Raw genomic sequence first — 17,801 nt, 5'->3', positions numbered from 1 at the left:
TGTCAACAATTATCGAAACAAAAAAAAAGCAGTCGCTCCTAATCGAGTGGACTGCCTGGAATTTAACTATGTGTTGTGCCAAATCACTTCCTGCTGATGTCGTGCAGGGAGATCCCTTGTTTCTTCATTTCCTCATCTAAGTGTCGGCTATATCGTTCAATAAAGTGCAGCATCTGATCAAATTGCTCCTCCGTCACCTGCTCAAATACGGCTTGATCGCGCGCTTGCAGTTCCTCATGCAACTCTTCGTGGATATCAAAAATGTTCTGACCTTGCGCGGTCAGTTTAAAATAGATTTCTTTCTTGTTGTCCGGCTTCTGATAGCTTTCGATCAGACCTTTGTCCATCAGCTTCTTCGTTAATTTCGTAATGGCTCCTCGCGTCATATAGAGGGTCTCAGCAAGCCGAGTCACATTGGGCTCCGCCTGCTTCCCAATCGCCTCGATACAATGGACTTCGGAAGGCTTAACCCCTTTCAGTCGGTCTTCTATTTTCATTTTATTGAGCCAGACCAGTTTATTAAATAAATTCCTGAATTCCAGGAGTACCTGTTCCTGCTTATTCATCGCCTGTCCTCCCGCCCGTTAGTACATTACCTCTATTATATTGAATTCTAGCACGGTGTTCCAAGCAAGCGAGCGCCTTCGCACGCGTCAAGGAGGAACTAGGCTCGCTGATGTCGAAGCCTACATAAGCATTCTAGAACTTGCGAGGTGACTCGGCTTGACGATTCTTCACAATGATTGGGCCCCCTTCCTGGAGCCCGAATTCAAGAAACCGTACTATTTGCAGCTGCGCCAGTTTCTGGCGAATGAATACCGTACCCGAACGATTTATCCCGATATGTATGATATATTTAACGCGCTCCATTATACGTCCTTCGCCGACACCAAAGTGGTGATTCTCGGCCAGGATCCATACCACGGCCCAGGACAGGCACATGGGCTCAGCTTCTCCGTCAAACCGGGGGTCAAAGCTCCGCCTTCCCTGCAGAACATGTTCAAGGAACTGCGGGACGATTTGGGCTGCCGTATCCCTAACAACGGCTATTTGGTCCCATGGGCAAAGCAAGGCGTGCTGCTGCTCAACACCGTCCTGACCGTGCGGGCCGATACCCCGAACTCCCATAAGGACATCGGGTGGGAGACATTCACTGACAAGGTGATCGAAACGCTCAACCAGAAGCGGGAGCCGGTCGTGTTCCTGCTGTGGGGCAGCCATGCCCAGAAAAAAGCGGTCCTGATCACAAACCGCGAGCATCATTTGATCAAGTCACCGCACCCCAGCCCTTTGTCGGCTCATCGGGGATTTCTGGGCAGTCGGCCGTTTTCGCGGGCCAATCAATTTTTGCGCTCGAAAGGTTTAGCTGAAATCGATTGGCAGATTCCGGATTTGTAAGGAACTCAAACGATGCTGCGCACCAAGCCTCCGTCGATCCGCAATGCAGCCCCATTGATTGCCGAAGACAGCGGCCCGTCCGCAGCGAGATTCCAGTAACCGACGCCCAAGCATCGCATACGGTATAGGAAGAAGCCTAAACGAAAGGGGAAGTTCTATTGTTTAACTCCCATTATTATCGGCAATGCCCCGCAGAGCACTACCCCTACACGGTGCAGCCTGGGGATACGCTGAACATCATCGCGTTCCGGCTGGAATCAAGCGTCACGCGCATCTTAGCCGCGAACCCGGGCCTTGACCCGAACAACCTGCAAATCGGCCAGGTGATCAGCATCCCCTCCTGCCCGCCGAATCATGTGTCCCGCATCATCGAACGCGGCGATACGCTGTATCAGATCGCGCAGGAATACGGCGTTACCGTCGCCAGCATCCTGGAAGCGAACCCGGGAGTGGATCCGAACTCGCTGCGGGTGGGACAACGGCTCTGCATCCCGCAGATTGGCGGAGCTCCCGATGTGACCGGCCTGCGAGAAACGATCACCGCGATGCAAAGCGACATCAATATGCTAAAAGCGGATAGCAGCGTCCAGCAAAAGCATGAGAGCAACTATGGCAACTCCACGCAAACGACCCGTGTTCTGAGCGTAACCCCCCGCGAGATCCGGTTTGAGATTGTGCCGGTAACGTTTGCCGGCGCGTACCGCGGTCATTTTACCGCCAGCCGCCGTTACCCTTACTACGTCGATGCCTCCATGGGCGGGAGACGCACGATCAACGTCAAGGATAACTTTGGGGTTTGGCATTCCTTCAATTACAAGGAGCAAACGCCGCGATCCTGATCGATGCCCGCACGAATGGGGACAAAAAAAGGCGGAGCCCAGATCTACATCCAGGTTCCGCCGCTATCTCCATTTGACTCGTCTTACCCTTCCCGATTTAACGTACGCTTCAGGAACTCTCTCGTCCGCTCCTGCTTCGGTGCATTAAAGATCTGCTCTGGCGTTCCCTCTTCGGCGATGACCCCCTGGTCCATAAACACGACCCGATCGGACACCTCCCGAGCGAACTCCATCTCGTGGGTAACGACGATCATCGTTAGTCCAGAGTAGGCCAGCTCCTTCATAACCTTCAGCACCTCGCCCACCATCTCGGGATCCAGCGCCGAGGTCGGCTCGTCGAACAGCAGTACGTCCGGGTCCATCGACAAGGCGCGGGCGATGGCTACCCGCTGCTTTTGTCCGCCGGAGAGCTGTTTCGGTTTGGCATGAATGTATTGCTCCATCCCGACATCCCGCAAATATTTCATCGCGATTTCAGTCGCTTCTTCCTTGGAGCGCTTCAGCACCTTGACTTGTCCCACGACGCAGTTGCTCAGCGCGTCATGATTGTTGAACAGGTTAAACTGCTGAAACACCATCCCCAAATGCCGGCGGTACAACGAGGCCTTCTGCAGATCCTCCAAAATATTGTTGCCATTGTAGATAATCTCCCCGCCGCTCGGCTTCTCCAACAGATTGATGCAGCGGAGCAGCGTGGATTTGCCGGAACCGGAGGAGCCGATGATGCTGACGACTTCTCCTTTGCTGACCGACAGATTGATATCCTTAAGCACCTCGTGGGTACCAAAAAATTTGCTCAAATGCCGAATTTCGATTACCTTGTCCATCCTCACTCCTGCTTTCTGCTAGCGCTGCAGCGTATAGCTTTCGGGGCCGTCCAGCCTTTTTTCGATACGCTGTAAAATTTTCGTTACGGTTAACGTCATGATCAAATACAACACGCTGGCCACAAAGAACGATTCAAAGTACCGGAAGTTGTTCCCGGCAATCGACTTGGTCATAAAGTACAGTTCCGACACGGAAATGACGTTCAGCACCGAGGTATCCTTGATGTTAATAATAAATTGATTGCCCGTCGCCGGCAAAATATGGCGAATGACCTGCGGCAGCACCACGTTGCGCATCGTCTGCCAATGGGTCATCCCAATCGCATGGGCGGCTTCAAATTGCCCTTTGTCCACCGAATAGATGCCCCCGCGCACGATCTCGGCCATATAAGCTCCCGTATTAATGGAAACGATGAAGATCGCCGCAAACGTCCGGTCCATATCGTAATTGAACAGCAGGGACGATCCGTAAAAAATCGCCATCGCCTGAACGATCATCGGCGTTCCCCGGAAGCATTCAATGTAAATGGTCAGCAGGCCGTTAACGATCTTCAGCAGCCAGTGTTTGAGCCCGCGTTCCGGCACCGGAATGGTTCGGATCACGCCGGCCAGCAGACCAATCGCCGCACCGATCATCGTGCCGATGAGCGAGATATATAACGTTACCCCGGCTCCACGCAAAAACATGGGCCAGTTATCGGTAATAATTTGGATGATCCACTCGTAAGTCATTTGATTTCCTCCCGCACCGCATAAAACCGACTGCAATCCCATTGCAGCCGGCTTATGTCCCGTGCTTTATTTAGTTCGCTGCAGGTTGGTTCTTAATCGCATCGTTCATAATCGCGGACCGTTCATCTTCGGAAATGCCCGCGAGAATTTCGTTGATTTTCGCCGTCAAGTCGCTGCCCTTCTCGAGCCCAACCGCGATGGCGGTGTCATCATCCGAGGTGGTGAAGCCGTCCTGGAATTCCACGTAAGCGAAATTCTCATTCGCGGTTGCGGCGCTGACGCCTTCCGGAAGCTCGGATACATAACCGTCAATCGTTCCGGATTCCAAGGCCACGCGCATTGCCGGGAAGTTATCCATCGCCGGTTGCTTGTTCACCCCGTTGATTTGGTCGATCACGGAATAGTGGAACGTATTCAGTTGGGCCGTAATTTTCGCGCCGCTGAAATCTTGGATCGAAGTAGCTCCTTCATAAGGGCCTCCCTTTTTCACCACCATAATCAGGTTTGATTTATAGTAGTTATCCGAGAAATCAATCGTCTTCTTACGCTCTTCGGTCGGGGACATCCCGGCAATAATGGCATCGATCTTACCGGAGGTCAACGCCGGAACCAGACCGTCCCATTCCGTCTTGACGATCACCAGCTTCTTGCCGAGGCCGTCGGCAATCTTCTTGGCGATTTCCACATCGTAGCCGCCCGCGTATTCGGAGCTGCCGTCAATCGGAACCGCGCCGTTGGAATCATCGTTTTGCGTCCAGTTAAACGGAGCGTACCCCGCTTCGAGCCCTACTTTAAACGTATTATCGTCTTTGCCGCCGGAGGAAGAGCCGCACCCTGCAAGGATCAGCACCGCCGACAATAACATGAGGATGGATAACGACCAGGTTTTTCTCATTTTTCTTCACTCTCCATACAAAATAATGAATCGATAAAAACAGAAACAAAAAAACGACTTCGGATACACACCGAGGCCGTTTGATGGGTTCATTTCCGTCCTGACACCCACTTTCCCCTCGACGAGATAGCGCAACTTGATAGATCGGGTCATCTACCAAGACAGTCCTGCAGCTATTAACTGCAGGCCCAGCAGCATACAGTGAGCCTGTATACCGCTTCGGCGACATTTCCTTCTCCCCGGGCTCATCGCCTGCTCAAGCTCCACCGAAGACTGTTAAATATCGCGCCTCTACCCCACCATTGCTAGAAAGTGAGGTCTAATTCAATTTGATTGTAGGATACAATATGAATGCTATTTCTGTCAAACTAACATAAGGTGGGAATCATAGGGAAGGAAGACATCTCCAGCAGATTCGATTCAGGACCCGAAAGACTAGACATCGATTCACCAGATGGGGATACAGCAGCAGCGGAACGTTTTATTTCCAGAAGAAAAGGGAATAACCAATAGGGTATACCTATGCTAAGGGGGATCTCTCATGAAGTTGACGCCGGAGCAGCGCATTCAGCTGCATGAGTTCAACAACCTGACCAAAACGTTAAGCTTTAATATGTACGATGTCTGTTACACCCGGACCAAACAGGAACGCGAAGCCTATATCGCCTATATCGACGACCAGTACAATTCCGACCGCCTGACGAAAATTCTCAGCACCGTCTCCGAAATTATTGGCGCTCATATTTTGAATATCGCGAACCAGGATTACGTTCCGCAGGGGGCCAGTGTAACAATGCTGATTTCTGAAGGCCCCGTGGTGGAGGTGCCCACCGAGTCGTTTGACGAATCGCCCGGACCGCTGCCAGAATCTGTGGTGATACAGCTCGACAAAAGCCACATCACCGTCCACACGTATCCTGAATACGATCCGAAAGAGAGCATCAGCACGTTCCGCGCCGACATCGACGTTTCGACCTGCGGGGAGATCTCGCCGCTGAAGGCGCTAAACTACCTGATCCATTCCTTCGAGGCGGACATCATGACCATCGATTACCGCGTGCGCGGTTTTACCCGCGACATTAACGGCCACAAGCTGTTCATCGACCACGATATCAGCTCGATCCAGAACTATATTCCCGATGAAGTGATCGAGAAGTATCAGATGATTGATGTTAATGTGTACCCGGAGCATATTTTTCACACGAAATGCAAGTTGAAGCAATTTGATTTAAACAACTATCTGTTTGGGTACACGAAGGACGATCTGTCTCCCGCAGAGCAAAAGCAGATTACCGAGATGCTGGTCACCGAAATGGATGAAATCTTCTATGGTAAAAACATTCGATAAAAAAGCAGCCCTTGCCTAATGTGGCTTTGGGCTGCTTTGCTTATGGAGCACATATCGTATCCAGTGAAGTTACTCGTTTAACGCAGCTTTCAAAGCTTCAAGATTTTGACGCATCAGCGACAGATAGTCCCGGCCAGCTGCTTCGTCTTCGGCCGTCAGTCCTTCGATCGGGTTCAGGACCGCTGTCTTCGCTCCAATTTCCCGGGCAATCGTCTCGGCTACTTTGGAAGAAACCAACGTCTCGAAGAAAATCGTCTTCACCTGATGCTCCTTGGCGAACTTCACGATCTCCGTCATCTGCGCCGCTGACGGCTCCTGGTCAGGGGATAACCCGGCGATCGGCACTTGAGTCAGCCCGTACTCCTGAGCCAAATAACCAAATGCCGCATGTTGTGTGATAAAATCCTTGCGTTTCGCATTAGCGAACGCGTTGGCGAAATCTTGATCCAATTGCTCTAGCTGGGCAACGTATGCGTCGGCGTTTTGCTTATAGTTCGCGGCGTTCTCCGGGTCAGCCTTCGCCAAGGCGGCTTCAATGTTGCGAACCTCTTGGACTGCCAGCGCCGGTGACAACCAAACATGCGGGTCCAGCCCGCCGTGATCGTGGCCATGATCATGATTGGAGTCGTGAGCGGCTTCTCCAGCTTCGGCTTCATGATCTGCGTCGTGATCCGCAGCGTGATCTGCGTCATGCTCATCCCCGTCGGCATGCTCTTCTTCGGCTGCATGCTCCTCGTCATGCCCATGCTCCTCTTCTTCTCCGCCTTCCATCAGCGTAATCCCTTCACTGGCCTCAATGATCTCCGGCTTGCCGCCGGATGCAGAGGCCTCCACCTGCTCCAGCCAGCTTTCCATTCCGGCACCGTTTACGATAAGCAGATCGGATTCCGTCAGCTTCCGAATATCCTGAGGACTAGGCTCCCAATCGTGGGGTTCCACACCGCCGGGAACGAGCAGCTCCACCGTCGCCAGATCGCCAGCCACCTGCTTCGTAAATTCGTAGATCGGGTAAAAGCTCGTTTGAATCCGCAACGGCTGTTTCGCATTCACCGCTTCGTTATTTCCTGCTGTCTTCTCTGCGGCATTCGCCGAATTGGCAGCATTCCCTGCGGGCTGTCCACCCCCGCCGCAACCGGCGATCACCAGCATCAAGCTCAGGGCCGCCGCAGTGGCGAACCTTTTCACATATTGTAAATTCATTCTCATCTCTCCCTTGATTCCACACTAAATTCTTCCGCCTTCTTCCGACGTTAAGGTTATAGACTCCCCTTGGCTTCTCGCCGCCTGCCTCACGCTGCGCCCGTTCCTCCGAGCTAGGGATCCCCGTACCTTCTGCCCCGCGATGCCGGCTAATAAAAACAGCAGCAAAATCAACGCAATCGTCCCGCCGGGCGGCATATCCAAGTAATACGAAGCGGTCAGCCCGCTGAAAATCCCCGTTAGGCCGGAGGCAACTGCGATGACAATCGCTGCCGCAAACCCGCGGGCCAACCGCAGCGCCAGCGAGGCTGGCAACACGATCAGCGAGGACACCAACAGCACGCCAACAATTGGGATCGCCGCCGCCACCGCCATGCCGGTAAACACCGCGAAGGAGAACGACAGCCACTTCACCGGGATCCCGCTGATTCGAGCGGTTTCTTCGTCAAAAGTCAGGCTGTACAGCGGTCTTCGCAGCACGATGAAATACGCGGCGCCTAGCAAAGCGACGCCAGCCATCAACACCAGTTGTGTGTCGCTCACCGCGACGATCGAGCCAAACAGGTACGCGCTGAAGCTTTGGCTCAGGTTGCTTCGTAAGCTCATCAGCACGACGGCGAGTGCCAGCCCCGAAGTCATGACGATCGCAACCGGCATCTCGCTATACGCTCGGTAGCTCCGACGCAACTGCTCGATGAGCAGCCCGCCGAGGATGGCAGCGACAAAGCCGGCCAAGGCCGGGTTCCAGCCCAGCACAGCCCCGAGGGCTACACCAGCCAGCGAAACGTGGGACAACGTATCGGCCATCAGCGCCTGGCGCCGCAACATCAGGAAGACGCCGATGACCGGGGCGATGCTGCCGATCAAAGCGCCGGCCCAAAACGCACGCTGCATGAACGCGTAGTCAAGCATTGCCATTCCTCGCTTTCCTGTTGCTCCAGGGATATGATGCGGTCCAGATACGCCTCCGCTTCCTCCGGGCCGTGGGTCACCATGATCACCGTCAATCCGTGTTGGTCCGTCATGTGCCGCAGCAGCTGATAAAATCCTTGGCGGCTTTGCCGGTCCATGCCCGTCGTGGGTTCATCCAGAACCAGCACCCGAGGCTGCCCGGCCAAGGCTCGAGCAATGCAAATCCGCTGCTTCTGTCCGCCTGACAGCTCGCCGATTTTCCGGTATCGTTGCTCCCACATCCCCACTTGCTTCAAGCTGCGTTCGACGATCTGCTGCTCCTCTGCACCAAACCGGCGAAACAAACCGAGCCGGGGATAACACCCCGACTTCACCAGCTCCAGCACCCGGCTAGGGAACCCGCTGTTAAACGCGGCGACTTGCTGCGGGACGTAACCTACGTTCAGCCGGCCCTCCACCAACGCTTCCTCGTTGATTTTCACGCTCCCGCTCCACGGCTTCAGCAGACCGAGCAACAGCTTGAGCAGCGTCGTCTTGGCCGCACCGTTAGGTCCGGTAATGCCAACGAACTCGCCGGCATGGATTTCGAGGGACACCCCGTCAATGACCGGTTTGTCGCCATACCCAAACACGACGTTTTCCATCGAGGATAAAATCATGTTACCCCTTCTTCTCTAAAGCGTAATTTTTACGATTAACAAAGACGACAAATCGCCCTCCAACGGTACCAACTCTCCCAAGCTCAATTAGCGCGTCTCCCGATGAATCGTGTATTTACGCAGCCGAGGCGAGTATTTCCGCAGTTCCAGACGTTCGGGATGGGTCTTTTTATTTTTGGTTGTCGTATAGTTTCGATCCCCGCACTCCGTACAAGCTAATGTGATGACCACTCGCATGTCTATTCCTCCTCAAGAATTAGTCTTTAGTTGGCGCCCGCCAGCTCTTCCGCCGAAATCCACGGCAGCGGATTGGGGAAGTTCGCCCAATTCATCTGCATCTCTTCGTCGCTTAACAAGCAAGCATTAAGCTCCCGTTCAATCCCGGCGCGATCCATTCCAATGCCGATAAACACCAGTTCATTGATCCGGTCGCCCGTCACATCGTCCCATTTACGCCGCAGCTCCGGCTCTTCGTTAAACAGCTCCTCCCGCTCACGATCAGACAGTGAGGCTAGCCAATAACCAGCCGCACCAAATTGAATCGACGGCCCGGCCTGACTCAAATTCGCCGCCATATCGGACTCCGTTGCGATCCAAACGAGCCCTTTCGCCCGCACCACTTCCTCTGGCCACTGGCTCATAAACTGCGCCAATCGCTCTGGATGAAACGGCCGTCTCCGCCGGTACACAAACGAACCGATACCGTATTCCTCCGTTTCCGGCGTATGGTTTTCCAACTCCAGTTCCCGGATCCATCCGGCCGATTGGCTGGCTTTCTCGAAATCGAACAAGCCTGTGTTCAAAATTTCCTGCGGATCCACGCAGCCCATCGTGGAGCGGATAAACTTGGCGGTTGGCTGCAGTTTACGCAGGACACCCTCCAGTTCCTTCAACTCCTCCTCGTCTACCAGGTCGCATTTATTCAAAATTAAAATGTCGCAGGTCTCGATTTGATCGATCAACAAATCAACCACATCGCGATTGTCGCCTTCTCCTGCTTGCTGCCCGCGTTCCAGAAGTGTCTCTCCGGAGGAGAAATCATGCCAGAACCGGTAGGCGTCCACTACGGTAACCAGGCAGTCCAGCTTGGCGATCCCCGTCAAATCAATCCCTGTCTCGGCATCCGCATAAGTAAACGTTTGGGCGATCGGTACCGGTTCACTGATCCCTGTTGACTCGATTAATATGTAATCGAACCGCCCCTCCGCTGCCAGCTTCTGCACCTCTCTGAGCAAATCCTCGCGCAGCGTACAGCAAATGCAGCCGTTCGACAACTCCACCAGCTTCTCCTCCGTGCGTGACAAACTCCCGCCGGCGCTGATCAGCTCCGCATCGACGTTAATCTCGCTCATATCATTGACGATCACCGCCACCTTCAGCCCCTGGCGATTGCTCAAGACGTGGTTCAGCAGCGTTGTTTTGCCCGAACCCAAATATCCACACAGCACCGTAACGGGAATCGGGCGCGCAATATGTTCATTCATTTCGTTTCATCCCCTTTCGTATGCAAGACCAGATGCCCGCTCTGGTTTATTCGTAATTATTACGATTAACAATCAATACTATATCTTCCTTCCCTGGGCTTTGTCAACTATCGATACGAATCTGCGAACGAATCTATCAACTTCGTTCTGAAACGCCTTGGAAAATAATAGTATAATACTGCACTAGATCCTGATTTTGTCTAAAAGGAGTACGCCATGAATAAACAAGCCATCACCCGAATGCTGCCGATTCTTGTGCCGGCCGCTTTCGCGCTCGCCTGCCTGACGGTCCTATACCCGTCGCTGATTCGACAGGTCCCGCTTGACGAGCTGCAAACGTTCAAAACCAGCTTTCTCAGCATCTTGCTGGAAGCGCTGCCTTTCGTGCTGATCGGAGCGCGTTTGGGCTCGTGGTCACCTCCGACCAGCCGCTTGTTGAGCTGACTAAAGACAGCTGGCTTGAGGTGGAAGGAACCATTGAGCCGCAAACGCGGGAGGGCAAGGCGATCCTTACCGTTAACGCGGAGCGCATCCGAGAAATTCCAAGATCACAAACGACCCTACGTCTATCCTAGCGAGGATTCGGTGAAAGCATGGGAGGATCTGTCGGGGATGGAAAACTAGCGGATATAGGCGTCTACGCCGTTATCATCCGGGCCTGGAGCGCCGCTGCGGACGATCTCCACATACACACGGTTGGGCACACAGATGATCGTCTCGCCGGGCCGGGAGATGAAGCCCATCTGCATGGAGATTTTTTTCGGGCAGTCGGCGTACATCATTTGGATCCCCCCGTCAAAGACCTTTAGCGTATTGTTCCCGTATTTCGAGTGGATTTCGATGGTCTCCTCCCCGACGTCCAAGGGGACGCTGCGGTAGGATTCGCCGTCCACCTGGATTTCGGCGCGAAGCGTTGCCGGGTCTACCGTCTCCCGGCTTTCCAGCACCTGGCGCAGGAAGAGCCACGTCGAACCCAACAAGACCAGAACAACGATCAGCAGGACGTCGCCCCGTTTCATTTTTAGCATATCGATCCATCCTATTCTTGGGTATTAAACGTAATCATTACGAATAAACATATCTTAGAAACTAGCGTCTTCTTTGTCAATGATCCACTTATCTCATGTTGATTGGCGATCTCCTTCCCGAGCGCATGATCGCGGAGGAATGGGCGTTGGCCATCCACCGGCAGATCTTGTAAGCTGGCTTGCCGGCTGGCGCTAGACATGAAAAAGCCGTTCTGGCGCATCGGCAAACGACGCGAGGAACGGCCCTCTTGGGTTGGTTGTTTTATTTTTGATTTTGGCTGACGACGAGGTCCACGAGAATATCCAGCTGCTTCTCCAGATTCAGTCCGTCCACCATCCAGAACTCTTTGTAGTTCAGCAAGTACACGTGGTTATTTTTCACGGCAGGGATGTTTTTCCACACCGGTCCATTCATGACTTCCTCTGCGCGTTCCTTCCCGCCGTCCGGTTCATACACCGTCACGAACATATGGTCCGCAGCATATTCCGGAACGACCTCCAAAGAAATATCCGCGCCTGTGGTCGGGAATACCTCTTTCTCGATCTTCTCCTGCGGCTTCAAGCCAAACATTTCGTACAGGTTATAGCCGGCATCCCGAGTTTTTGGCCATACCCAGAAGTTCTTCGCCCAGATCGAATACGTGCCCACGGTTTCGTCGGGTCCGATCACCTCGCTGAGCTTGGCTTTGGCCTCCTCGGCTTTTTGCTTATACCGGGTAATAAATTCCTCCGCCTGTTGCTCACGGCCCAGCATTTCACCCACCGTCTTCACTTCCTCCAGCGGGTCAATTCCCTCCCAGCCTGTGGTGGCCAGGGTGACAACCGGACCAATTTTCTTTAATTGCTCAACGATATCGGCCGGTGTATAGGTCGGGACAATAATCAGGTCCGGCTGAAGCTCCAGCACTTTCTCTACTGAGATATCACCGACGCTTTCCACGCCTTCCAGTTCCTTATTCAGCAGAACCGAGTTTTCCAGAGCAAGCGAGCCCGCCCCAACCGGCTTCACGCCGAGAGCCAGCAGATCACCCAGATGCGTAATGGATACAATCCGCTGCGGATTGGTTGGAATCTCAACCTCTTGCCCGGTATAGTCCTTGTAAACCTTCGTTGCCGCTTGTCCTTCGGCGGAATCGTTGGTTCCGTTGCCGGATTGCGCGCTTCCCGCTGCATTATGGTTCGACGCCGCCGCATCGTTTGCCGTATTGCCGCCGTTTTGGCCGCAAGCCGCAAGCACAACTGTCAGCAACAGAACCGTTGCCACCGCAAGAAATCGATGTTTGAACACCTTCATTTGTATTGCTCCCCCATTTTCTACTGATAATGATTATCATTATACACAGGCTAGGACAATTAATCAATCGTCAGCCCAAAATAAAGGACCTTCCCTTTGCCATCATCAGGATAGTTTGGGAAGGTCCCTCCATTATCGTTTTGATTGCACCGCTTATTCTCTAACGATAGTGATCCAACCGTCAGCGTCGAAGTCTACGGATGCGCTAAGCGCCTCTGCCAGGAATCGGAGCGGCACGTAAGTCAACCCGTCCTTATGGACAAAGGCTGGCTGGCTCAGCGTTACCACCTTGCCATCCACCGCCGCTTTCTTCGAGCCGACCTTGAGAACGATCTCCTTGCCGGTCAGGTCATCGATCACGACAATCTGGCCAGACCCCGGCGTCCACTTCACTTCGGCGTCTAACTGCTCAGCCAAGTAACGCAACTGTACAAAGGAGATGCCGTTCTTCGTGATCAATCCATAGTAGTCGCTTTGGGTATCGAGCACAAGCTGTCTATGGGTCAAATTAAGGTCTTCTTTGAGCAATTTGTACAGCGGAGCGGAACCCTGGAAATTGCGCAAAATTTGCCCTGGGGTCAACTCCGTTTCCGTCACGTCGATAACACCGACACTCGTATCCACTTGATCCGCGGTTACTGTCCCGCCGATGTTCCACATTTCGCTGTCGCTGCGCGTAATAATCCCCAATCAGGTCTCTGAGCCCTTGCTCATCCTTCACCGCGCTGGCGAAGAACGGCTTAATCAGCCCAAACAGCTCGTCGCCGCGCACTTCCGCATGCAGGTTCGTCAAGCTCAACGTCTCCCCGTTTACCTGCGAGGAAGTTTGCTTCACGGTCAATACCGAAGGGTTCGGGAAATGCTTCAGCACGAATTCCGCCAGTTTGACGGTCAGCTCCTGCGCCCCGGCTTCCAATTCGCTCGTGTCAGGCAGCGTCACGCCCTCAATGGACTGAGGTATGTACAACGGCTGCTTCGCGCCTTCAACCTGCAGCGCAATCCCCTTGTCGTCCATGAAGAAGAGGAACGGAATCTTCTCTCCCTTCAAGCCGACGGAGCCTTTCATCGAAATATGTTTGGTATCCTGCACCTTTGCACTATCGATATTCAGAGAGAAAGAATTCATAAGATCAATTGCTTTTTGGTCCTCCGCAGTCAGCTTGGCCGATTCAGCCGGAACAACTTCGACGGTAACCGTCTGTTTCGACTCACTGCTCGTCGTCTTTGCGCTGTTGGCCAGCGCTTTGGCCACGTCAAACCCGCCGACCGCCTGGCATCCCGTGAGCGCTACCAGCAGGTAAGGAAAGATATTTGCTGGAAGGAAATCAGTTATGGCATGAAGATGAGAACGGAAGGTATGTCGACCGAGCACAGGAAATGGGCATTCAGCAATCGGGATGGGCCTGGGGAGCTCGCTTCTTCGATGCGGATAACAGCGGAAATATGAGCTTGATGGTGACGAACGGTTTTATATCGGCAGATGAGGAGGAGGAGTACTGGTTCGACATGGGGACGCTTGCGACTACGCCAGGTTATATCGTCGAGGATGTTCAACCGCGGTGTCAACGATCTTGTGTTCGCGAATCAGGGTGCTAAAACGAAGGTATACAAGAGTGAGGTCAGCAATGGGCATCATTGGATCAAGCTGGATCTGATCGGTACCTTTCCGAGCAATCGTGACGCAGTTCAGGAGTCCGTTGATTGAATAAAAGAAGCGGAAGGTTCGATAGGCTTAGCGGGGCGCATTTATGGCGCTCCTATTTTTTCGAAATAAAAGGATTTTATATTTTTTCACATAATTATATTAAGATATCAGAATCTGGGAGGTATTTCGATGGAAAGAAGACATGAGGTATTGTTTGAGCAGCTGCATACATACCGCAGAGAGCTGTTGAAGGTGGTTGAAGACGTGTCGGAAGACGAGGCTGACATTGTACCGGATGGTTTCAACAACAATATCAGATGGAATCTGGGGCATGTGGTTCTGGATCAGTATTTATGGATACGCGTGCTTACGAAAGAGGATATGCCGGTCCCGATGAGCTTTAATCAATGGTTCGGTTACGGAACGAACCCATCGCATTTTACGGACGAAACCCCGTCATTGTCAGAATTGATATCACTGCTTCAGGAGCAGCCTCGCTTCATAGAGCAGCAGTACCGGGATCGGCTGGAGGAGGAGTATCCGCCAACGGATATGGGGATGCATACCCTTGAGCAGGTACTTGTGAGAACGATCTTCCATGAAGGACTTCATATGGGCGCCATTCAGGCCATCAAAAGACAGGCTGCAAACCGCTATCGGTGAGTTTCGCTCGTTTGTGAACCAAATTAGCTCAATTTCATTAAAAATAGTACACCCGACCCTCCCTTCCGTGTCAACTCATTTAAAAATGTTACCGAAGGATAGTGGTTCACTCACGTAATTTTGTTACCCAGTGGAGGCAGACGTTACGGGTTGGCAACCCAGCACCTTCACGGCATTATCAAGGATTACAGATTTTTCATTTCGCGATTTCGCTCTCTTGTATTGATCAGCCAAGGTACGGATCACTTCACGTCGTGTTTTCATGCTCAATTTCAACACACATCCTTCGGTAACATTTCGATGTGAGTGAACCGATGCCTCCTTAGTAACATTTTAACTGAGTGATCGCGCCTTCACTTCCCCTCTGCGCAAAATATGTTATAATGGGGTTTGTGCCTAGGGGCCTGAACCCCAGCGCATCACGAAATTGAAGAAGAAATCCGTGCTTATTCCTACGGGAATGCACGGGAGAGGTTCGAGAACTCCCTCTATAAAAAACTATAAATGCCCTGCCTTGATTCGGCGGGTTCTTCGCGCTCGCATGCCCGTTTGCTGAACGGCAACGGAGTCGCAGCGCCAAGGACACCCTGCCGGTCGAAATGGGCTTGTTTTTTTGTGACCAGTTCAAGAACTCTCTTTCTTCTATCACAATGGGCCGGGAACGAAGGATTCCTGCTTCACTATTAAAGAAGACGGAGGGTTTTTTTATGCTTAAAAAGGAAAAAGCGGTTGTTGTGTTCAGCGGCGGTCAAGACAGCACAACCTGTCTGTTCTGGGCGATCCAGCAATTCGGCGAGGTTGAGGCCGTGACGTTTGATTATGGCCAACGCCATAAGCTGGAGATCGAATGCGCGAAATCGATTACCGCCGAGCTTGGCATCAAGCATACCGTGTTAGACATGAGCCTGCTTGGCCAATTAACGGCCAACGCTTTGACGCGCAGCGACATTGCGATCGAGCATCAGGAGGGGGAGCTGCCAAGCACGTTTGTGGACGGCCGCAACCATCTCTTCCTCAGCTTTGCTGCCGTACTCGCCAAAGGCGTAGGTGCCAAGCATATCGTCACCGGCGTCTGCGAGACCGACTTCAGCGGTTATCCCGACTGCCGCGACGTGTTTGTGAAATCGCTGAACGTGACTTTGAATTTGGCGATGGATTACGAGTTTGTGATCCATACGCCGCTCATGTGGATCGACAAAGCAGAGACCTGGAAGCTAGCCGATGAGCTTGGAGCCTTTGATTTCGTGCGCGAACGGACGCTTACCTGCTACAACGGTATCATCGGCGATGGCTGCGGCGAATGCCCGGCCTGCAAGCTGAGAAAAGCTGGACTGGACAAATACTTGCTGGAACGCCAGGAGGCGAATTCACGATGAACCGGACACCGGGGGAATTTCGCATCGTTGAAGCGCTGCAGAAGCTGGACCAGGACATCCGCCGGGACCAGCTACGTTACCACCGCCGCCGGGTGCTGGTGAGCAAGGAATTCACTTTTGATGCCGCGCACCACCTGCATGCGTATGACGGCAAATGCAAAAACCTGCACGGCCACACGTACAAAGTGGTGTTTGGCATCAGCGGCCGGCCGGATGAGATCGGCATGACCGTTGATTTTGGCACGATCAAGGAGATTTGGAAGAACGAAATTGAAGCTTATCTGGACCATCGTTACATTAATGAAACGCTGCCGCCGATGAATACCACCGCCGAAAATATGGTGGTGTGGCTGTTCGAGAAGATGGAGGAGGCGCTGCAATCGGAAGCTTATCGCAATCCGGTGCTGGAGGCCCGGACGGAGTTCGTCCGCCTCTATGAGACGCCAACCAGCTATGCGGAAGCGAGACGGGAGTGGATGCAGGATGAGTAAGGAAGCGACCACACAAGAGCACCGCGAGCTGCCGATCCCCGTCATGGAGATCTTTGGCCCCACCGTACAAGGCGAGGGTATGGTGATCGGACAGAAGACGATGTTCGTCCGCACCGCCGGCTGCGATTATCGCTGCTCTTGGTGCGACTCCGCCTTCACCTGGGACGGCAGCGCGAAGGAGATGATCCGCCGCCTGACCCCGGCGGAAATCCTTGGCGAGCTGCGCGACATCGGCGGCGACCGTTTCTCCCACGTCACCTTGTCCGGCGGCAACCCCGCCCTCCTGCCGCAGCTGGCCAGCTTGGTGGAGCTGCTTCACGCCGAAGGCATCACCGTCGCAGTCGAGACGCAAGGCTCGCGTTGGCAGGATTGGCTGGCCGAGGTCGACCAGGTGACTCTGTCGCCGAAGCCGCCAAGCTCGGGCATGGACACCAACTGGGACGTGCTGGACGATATCGTCGCTAGGCTGGCTGCCCGGCCTCACCCGCTCGCCGTCAGCTTGAAGGTCGTCGTGTTTGACGATGACGATCTGGCTTACGCCAAGCGGGTGCACACTCGCTACCCCAACGTGCCGATGTACGTGCAGGTGGGCAACCCGGACGTGAAGCGGATGGACATCCAGGAGCATGCGTCCGACCTGCTGCGCCGCTACGAAGCGCTCATCGACAAGGTAATGGCCACGCCGGACCTGAACAATGTCCGGGTGCTGCCGCAGCTCCACGCCCTCGTCTGGGGCAACAAACGCGGCGTGTAGCGGAAGTTCAAAAATCGGCTTTCGATCACGAGGCGAATTCGAGGGTGCAGGTTCGACGTCGAATCTTGAATTCAGCCGAGCCTTCCGTTGCTCACATAGCTCCTAGCTATGCTCCGCTACTCAGTCTCTAGCTTCATCCAACCTTCTCGGTGCTCCAAACCCGATTTTTGAACCTTCATTGAAACGGCAGTTCATCAATCGGCTTTCGATCACGAGGCGGATTCGAGGAGGCTGGTTCGGCATCGAATCTTGAATG

General features: G+C 53.5%; 22 protein-coding genes and 2 riboswitches. Of the genes, 9 read left to right on the top strand and 13 right to left on the bottom strand.

Annotation, left to right across the window (positions count from 1 at the left end; translation table 11 throughout):
* Positions 1–83: 83 nt before the first annotated feature.
* Positions 84–566: a MarR family winged helix-turn-helix transcriptional regulator gene (locus POTG_RS17050; protein WP_009226092.1), complete on the bottom strand. Its 483-nt coding sequence runs from the start codon at positions 564–566 to the stop codon at positions 84–86.
* A 157-nt stretch (positions 567–723) separates the two neighbouring features.
* Here POTG_RS17050 and POTG_RS17045 point away from each other — a divergent pair, with 157 nt between their 5' ends.
* Both POTG_RS17045 and POTG_RS17040 read left to right on the top strand, forming a co-directional pair.
* Entirely contained in the window at positions 724–1,398 is a 675-nt protein-coding gene (locus POTG_RS17045) for a uracil-DNA glycosylase (RefSeq protein WP_009226091.1), read from the top strand.
* A gap of 158 nt (positions 1,399–1,556) precedes the next feature.
* Complete coding sequence (locus POTG_RS17040; protein WP_009226090.1) at positions 1,557–2,237, top strand: LysM peptidoglycan-binding domain-containing protein; 681 nt, start codon at positions 1,557–1,559, stop codon at positions 2,235–2,237.
* Between the two features lie 83 nt (positions 2,238–2,320).
* Here POTG_RS17040 and POTG_RS17035 read toward each other — a convergent pair whose 3' ends face one another.
* From POTG_RS17035 to POTG_RS17025, 3 genes are all read right to left on the bottom strand, one after another.
* A complete protein-coding gene (locus POTG_RS17035) occupies positions 2,321–3,064 on the bottom strand; it encodes an amino acid ABC transporter ATP-binding protein (RefSeq protein WP_009226089.1) in 744 nt (247 codons plus the stop codon).
* Positions 3,065–3,082: 18 nt separating this feature from the next.
* Complete coding sequence (locus POTG_RS17030) at positions 3,083–3,796, bottom strand: amino acid ABC transporter permease (RefSeq protein ID WP_036645970.1); 714 nt, start codon at positions 3,794–3,796, stop codon at positions 3,083–3,085.
* Between the two features lie 70 nt (positions 3,797–3,866).
* Entirely contained in the window at positions 3,867–4,691 is an 825-nt protein-coding gene (locus POTG_RS17025; protein ID WP_009226087.1) for a transporter substrate-binding domain-containing protein, read from the bottom strand.
* Positions 4,692–4,810: 119 nt separating this feature from the next.
* A riboswitch (Lysine riboswitch) is annotated at positions 4,811–4,993 on the bottom strand.
* Positions 4,994–5,232: 239 nt separating this feature from the next.
* Here POTG_RS17025 and speD point away from each other — a divergent pair.
* Entirely contained in the window at positions 5,233–6,039 is an 807-nt protein-coding gene (gene speD / locus POTG_RS17020) for an adenosylmethionine decarboxylase (RefSeq protein WP_009226086.1), read from the top strand.
* A gap of 69 nt (positions 6,040–6,108) precedes the next feature.
* Here speD and POTG_RS17015 read toward each other — a convergent pair whose 3' ends face one another.
* The 5 genes from POTG_RS17015 to POTG_RS16995 form a co-directional block, all read right to left on the bottom strand.
* On the bottom strand, positions 6,109–7,239 hold the full coding sequence (locus tag POTG_RS17015; RefSeq protein WP_009226085.1) for a metal ABC transporter substrate-binding protein: 1,131 nt from the start codon (positions 7,237–7,239) through the stop codon (positions 6,109–6,111).
* Positions 7,240–7,263: 24 nt separating this feature from the next.
* The gene (locus tag POTG_RS17010; protein WP_009226084.1) at positions 7,264–8,157 is read right to left on the bottom strand and encodes a metal ABC transporter permease; all 894 of its coding nucleotides are present in this window, start codon (positions 8,155–8,157) and stop codon (positions 7,264–7,266) included.
* The gene (locus POTG_RS17005) at positions 8,103–8,810 is read right to left on the bottom strand and encodes a metal ABC transporter ATP-binding protein (protein WP_009226083.1); all 708 of its coding nucleotides are present in this window, start codon (positions 8,808–8,810) and stop codon (positions 8,103–8,105) included. Before POTG_RS17005 ends, POTG_RS17010 begins: the two co-directional genes overlap by 55 nt.
* Positions 8,811–8,897: 87 nt before the next feature.
* Complete coding sequence (rpmG, locus tag POTG_RS17000; RefSeq protein ID WP_009226082.1) at positions 8,898–9,047, bottom strand: 50S ribosomal protein L33; 150 nt, start codon at positions 9,045–9,047, stop codon at positions 8,898–8,900.
* A gap of 26 nt (positions 9,048–9,073) precedes the next feature.
* Positions 9,074–10,294, bottom strand: coding sequence for a GTP-binding protein (locus POTG_RS16995; protein WP_009226081.1), 1,221 nt, complete (start codon positions 10,292–10,294; stop codon positions 9,074–9,076).
* A 216-nt stretch (positions 10,295–10,510) separates the two neighbouring features.
* On the opposite strand from POTG_RS16995, the gene POTG_RS16990 reads away from it, so the two are divergent.
* On the top strand, positions 10,511–10,738 hold the full coding sequence (locus POTG_RS16990; RefSeq protein ID WP_009226080.1) for a hypothetical protein: 228 nt from the start codon (positions 10,511–10,513) through the stop codon (positions 10,736–10,738).
* A gap of 176 nt (positions 10,739–10,914) precedes the next feature.
* Here POTG_RS16990 and POTG_RS16985 read toward each other — a convergent pair whose 3' ends face one another.
* From POTG_RS16985 to POTG_RS24930, 4 genes are all read right to left on the bottom strand, one after another.
* Positions 10,915–11,322: a NusG domain II-containing protein gene (locus tag POTG_RS16985; protein WP_009226078.1), complete on the bottom strand. Its 408-nt coding sequence runs from the start codon at positions 11,320–11,322 to the stop codon at positions 10,915–10,917.
* A 262-nt stretch (positions 11,323–11,584) separates the two neighbouring features.
* Entirely contained in the window at positions 11,585–12,616 is a 1,032-nt protein-coding gene (locus tag POTG_RS16975) for an ABC transporter substrate-binding protein (protein WP_009226077.1), read from the bottom strand.
* Between the two features lie 153 nt (positions 12,617–12,769).
* Complete coding sequence (locus POTG_RS24935) at positions 12,770–13,123, bottom strand: copper amine oxidase N-terminal domain-containing protein (RefSeq protein ID WP_050769795.1); 354 nt, start codon at positions 13,121–13,123, stop codon at positions 12,770–12,772.
* Between the two features lies 1 nt (position 13,124).
* Positions 13,125–13,868 carry a hypothetical protein gene (locus POTG_RS24930; RefSeq protein WP_050769794.1) on the bottom strand — a complete coding sequence of 248 codons (744 nt, stop codon included), beginning with the start codon at positions 13,866–13,868 and terminating at the stop codon, positions 13,125–13,127.
* 59 nt (positions 13,869–13,927) lie between these two features.
* Here POTG_RS24930 and POTG_RS23300 point away from each other — a divergent pair, with 59 nt between their 5' ends.
* From POTG_RS23300 to queE, 5 genes are all read left to right on the top strand, one after another.
* On the top strand, positions 13,928–14,212 hold the full coding sequence (locus tag POTG_RS23300) for a hypothetical protein (RefSeq protein WP_198136228.1): 285 nt from the start codon (positions 13,928–13,930) through the stop codon (positions 14,210–14,212).
* Between the two features lie 238 nt (positions 14,213–14,450).
* On the top strand, positions 14,451–14,924 hold the full coding sequence (locus POTG_RS16965; RefSeq protein WP_009226073.1) for a DinB family protein: 474 nt from the start codon (positions 14,451–14,453) through the stop codon (positions 14,922–14,924).
* Positions 14,925–15,388: 464 nt separating this feature from the next.
* A riboswitch (PreQ1 riboswitch) is annotated at positions 15,389–15,432 on the top strand.
* Positions 15,433–15,631: 199 nt separating this feature from the next.
* On the top strand, positions 15,632–16,300 hold the full coding sequence (queC, locus tag POTG_RS16960; protein ID WP_009226072.1) for a 7-cyano-7-deazaguanine synthase QueC: 669 nt from the start codon (positions 15,632–15,634) through the stop codon (positions 16,298–16,300).
* On the top strand, positions 16,297–16,791 hold the full coding sequence (gene queD / locus POTG_RS16955) for a 6-carboxytetrahydropterin synthase QueD (protein ID WP_009226071.1): 495 nt from the start codon (positions 16,297–16,299) through the stop codon (positions 16,789–16,791). Before queC ends, queD begins: the two co-directional genes overlap by 4 nt.
* Entirely contained in the window at positions 16,784–17,545 is a 762-nt protein-coding gene (gene queE / locus POTG_RS16950) for a 7-carboxy-7-deazaguanine synthase QueE (protein ID WP_009226070.1), read from the top strand. The genes queD and queE overlap by 8 nt, the downstream gene beginning before the upstream one ends.
* The last annotated feature ends 256 nt before the right edge of the window (positions 17,546–17,801 follow it).

Source organism: Paenibacillus sp. oral taxon 786 str. D14 (assembly GCF_000159955.1).
Lineage (GTDB): Bacteria > Bacillota > Bacilli > Paenibacillales > Paenibacillaceae > Fontibacillus > Fontibacillus phoenicis.
The sequence above is the reverse complement of the archived record's forward strand: the minus strand, read 5'-3'. Positions and strand labels throughout refer to the sequence as shown.

Bases quoted from the DNA above. Each gene is read 5' to 3' on its own strand.
- POTG_RS17050 (WP_009226092.1), bottom strand. From the start codon at position 566: ATGAATAAGCAGGAACAGGTACTCCTGGAATTCAGGAATTTATTTAAT.
- POTG_RS17035 (WP_009226089.1), bottom strand. From the start codon at position 3,064: ATGGACAAGGTAATCGAAATTCGGCATTTGAGCAAATTTTTTGGTACC.
- POTG_RS17030 (WP_036645970.1), bottom strand. From the start codon at position 3,796: ATGACTTACGAGTGGATCATCCAAATTATTACCGATAACTGGCCCATG.
- POTG_RS17025 (WP_009226087.1), bottom strand. From the start codon at position 4,691: ATGAGAAAAACCTGGTCGTTATCCATCCTCATGTTATTGTCGGCGGTG.
- speD (WP_009226086.1), top strand. From the start codon at position 5,233: ATGAAGTTGACGCCGGAGCAGCGCATTCAGCTGCATGAGTTCAACAAC.
- POTG_RS17015 (WP_009226085.1), bottom strand. From the start codon at position 7,239: ATGAATTTACAATATGTGAAAAGGTTCGCCACTGCGGCGGCCCTGAGC.
- POTG_RS17010 (WP_009226084.1), bottom strand. From the start codon at position 8,157: ATGGCAATGCTTGACTACGCGTTCATGCAGCGTGCGTTTTGGGCCGGC.
- POTG_RS17005 (WP_009226083.1), bottom strand. From the start codon at position 8,810: ATGATTTTATCCTCGATGGAAAACGTCGTGTTTGGGTATGGCGACAAA.
- rpmG (WP_009226082.1), bottom strand. From the start codon at position 9,047: ATGCGAGTGGTCATCACATTAGCTTGTACGGAGTGCGGGGATCGAAAC.
- POTG_RS16995 (WP_009226081.1), bottom strand. From the start codon at position 10,294: ATGAATGAACATATTGCGCGCCCGATTCCCGTTACGGTGCTGTGTGGA.
- POTG_RS16990 (WP_009226080.1), top strand. From the start codon at position 10,511: ATGAATAAACAAGCCATCACCCGAATGCTGCCGATTCTTGTGCCGGCC.
- POTG_RS16985 (WP_009226078.1), bottom strand. From the start codon at position 11,322: ATGCTAAAAATGAAACGGGGCGACGTCCTGCTGATCGTTGTTCTGGTC.
- POTG_RS16975 (WP_009226077.1), bottom strand. From the start codon at position 12,616: ATGAAGGTGTTCAAACATCGATTTCTTGCGGTGGCAACGGTTCTGTTG.
- POTG_RS16965 (WP_009226073.1), top strand. From the start codon at position 14,451: ATGGAAAGAAGACATGAGGTATTGTTTGAGCAGCTGCATACATACCGC.
- queC (WP_009226072.1), top strand. From the start codon at position 15,632: ATGCTTAAAAAGGAAAAAGCGGTTGTTGTGTTCAGCGGCGGTCAAGAC.
- queD (WP_009226071.1), top strand. From the start codon at position 16,297: ATGAACCGGACACCGGGGGAATTTCGCATCGTTGAAGCGCTGCAGAAG.
- queE (WP_009226070.1), top strand. From the start codon at position 16,784: ATGAGTAAGGAAGCGACCACACAAGAGCACCGCGAGCTGCCGATCCCC.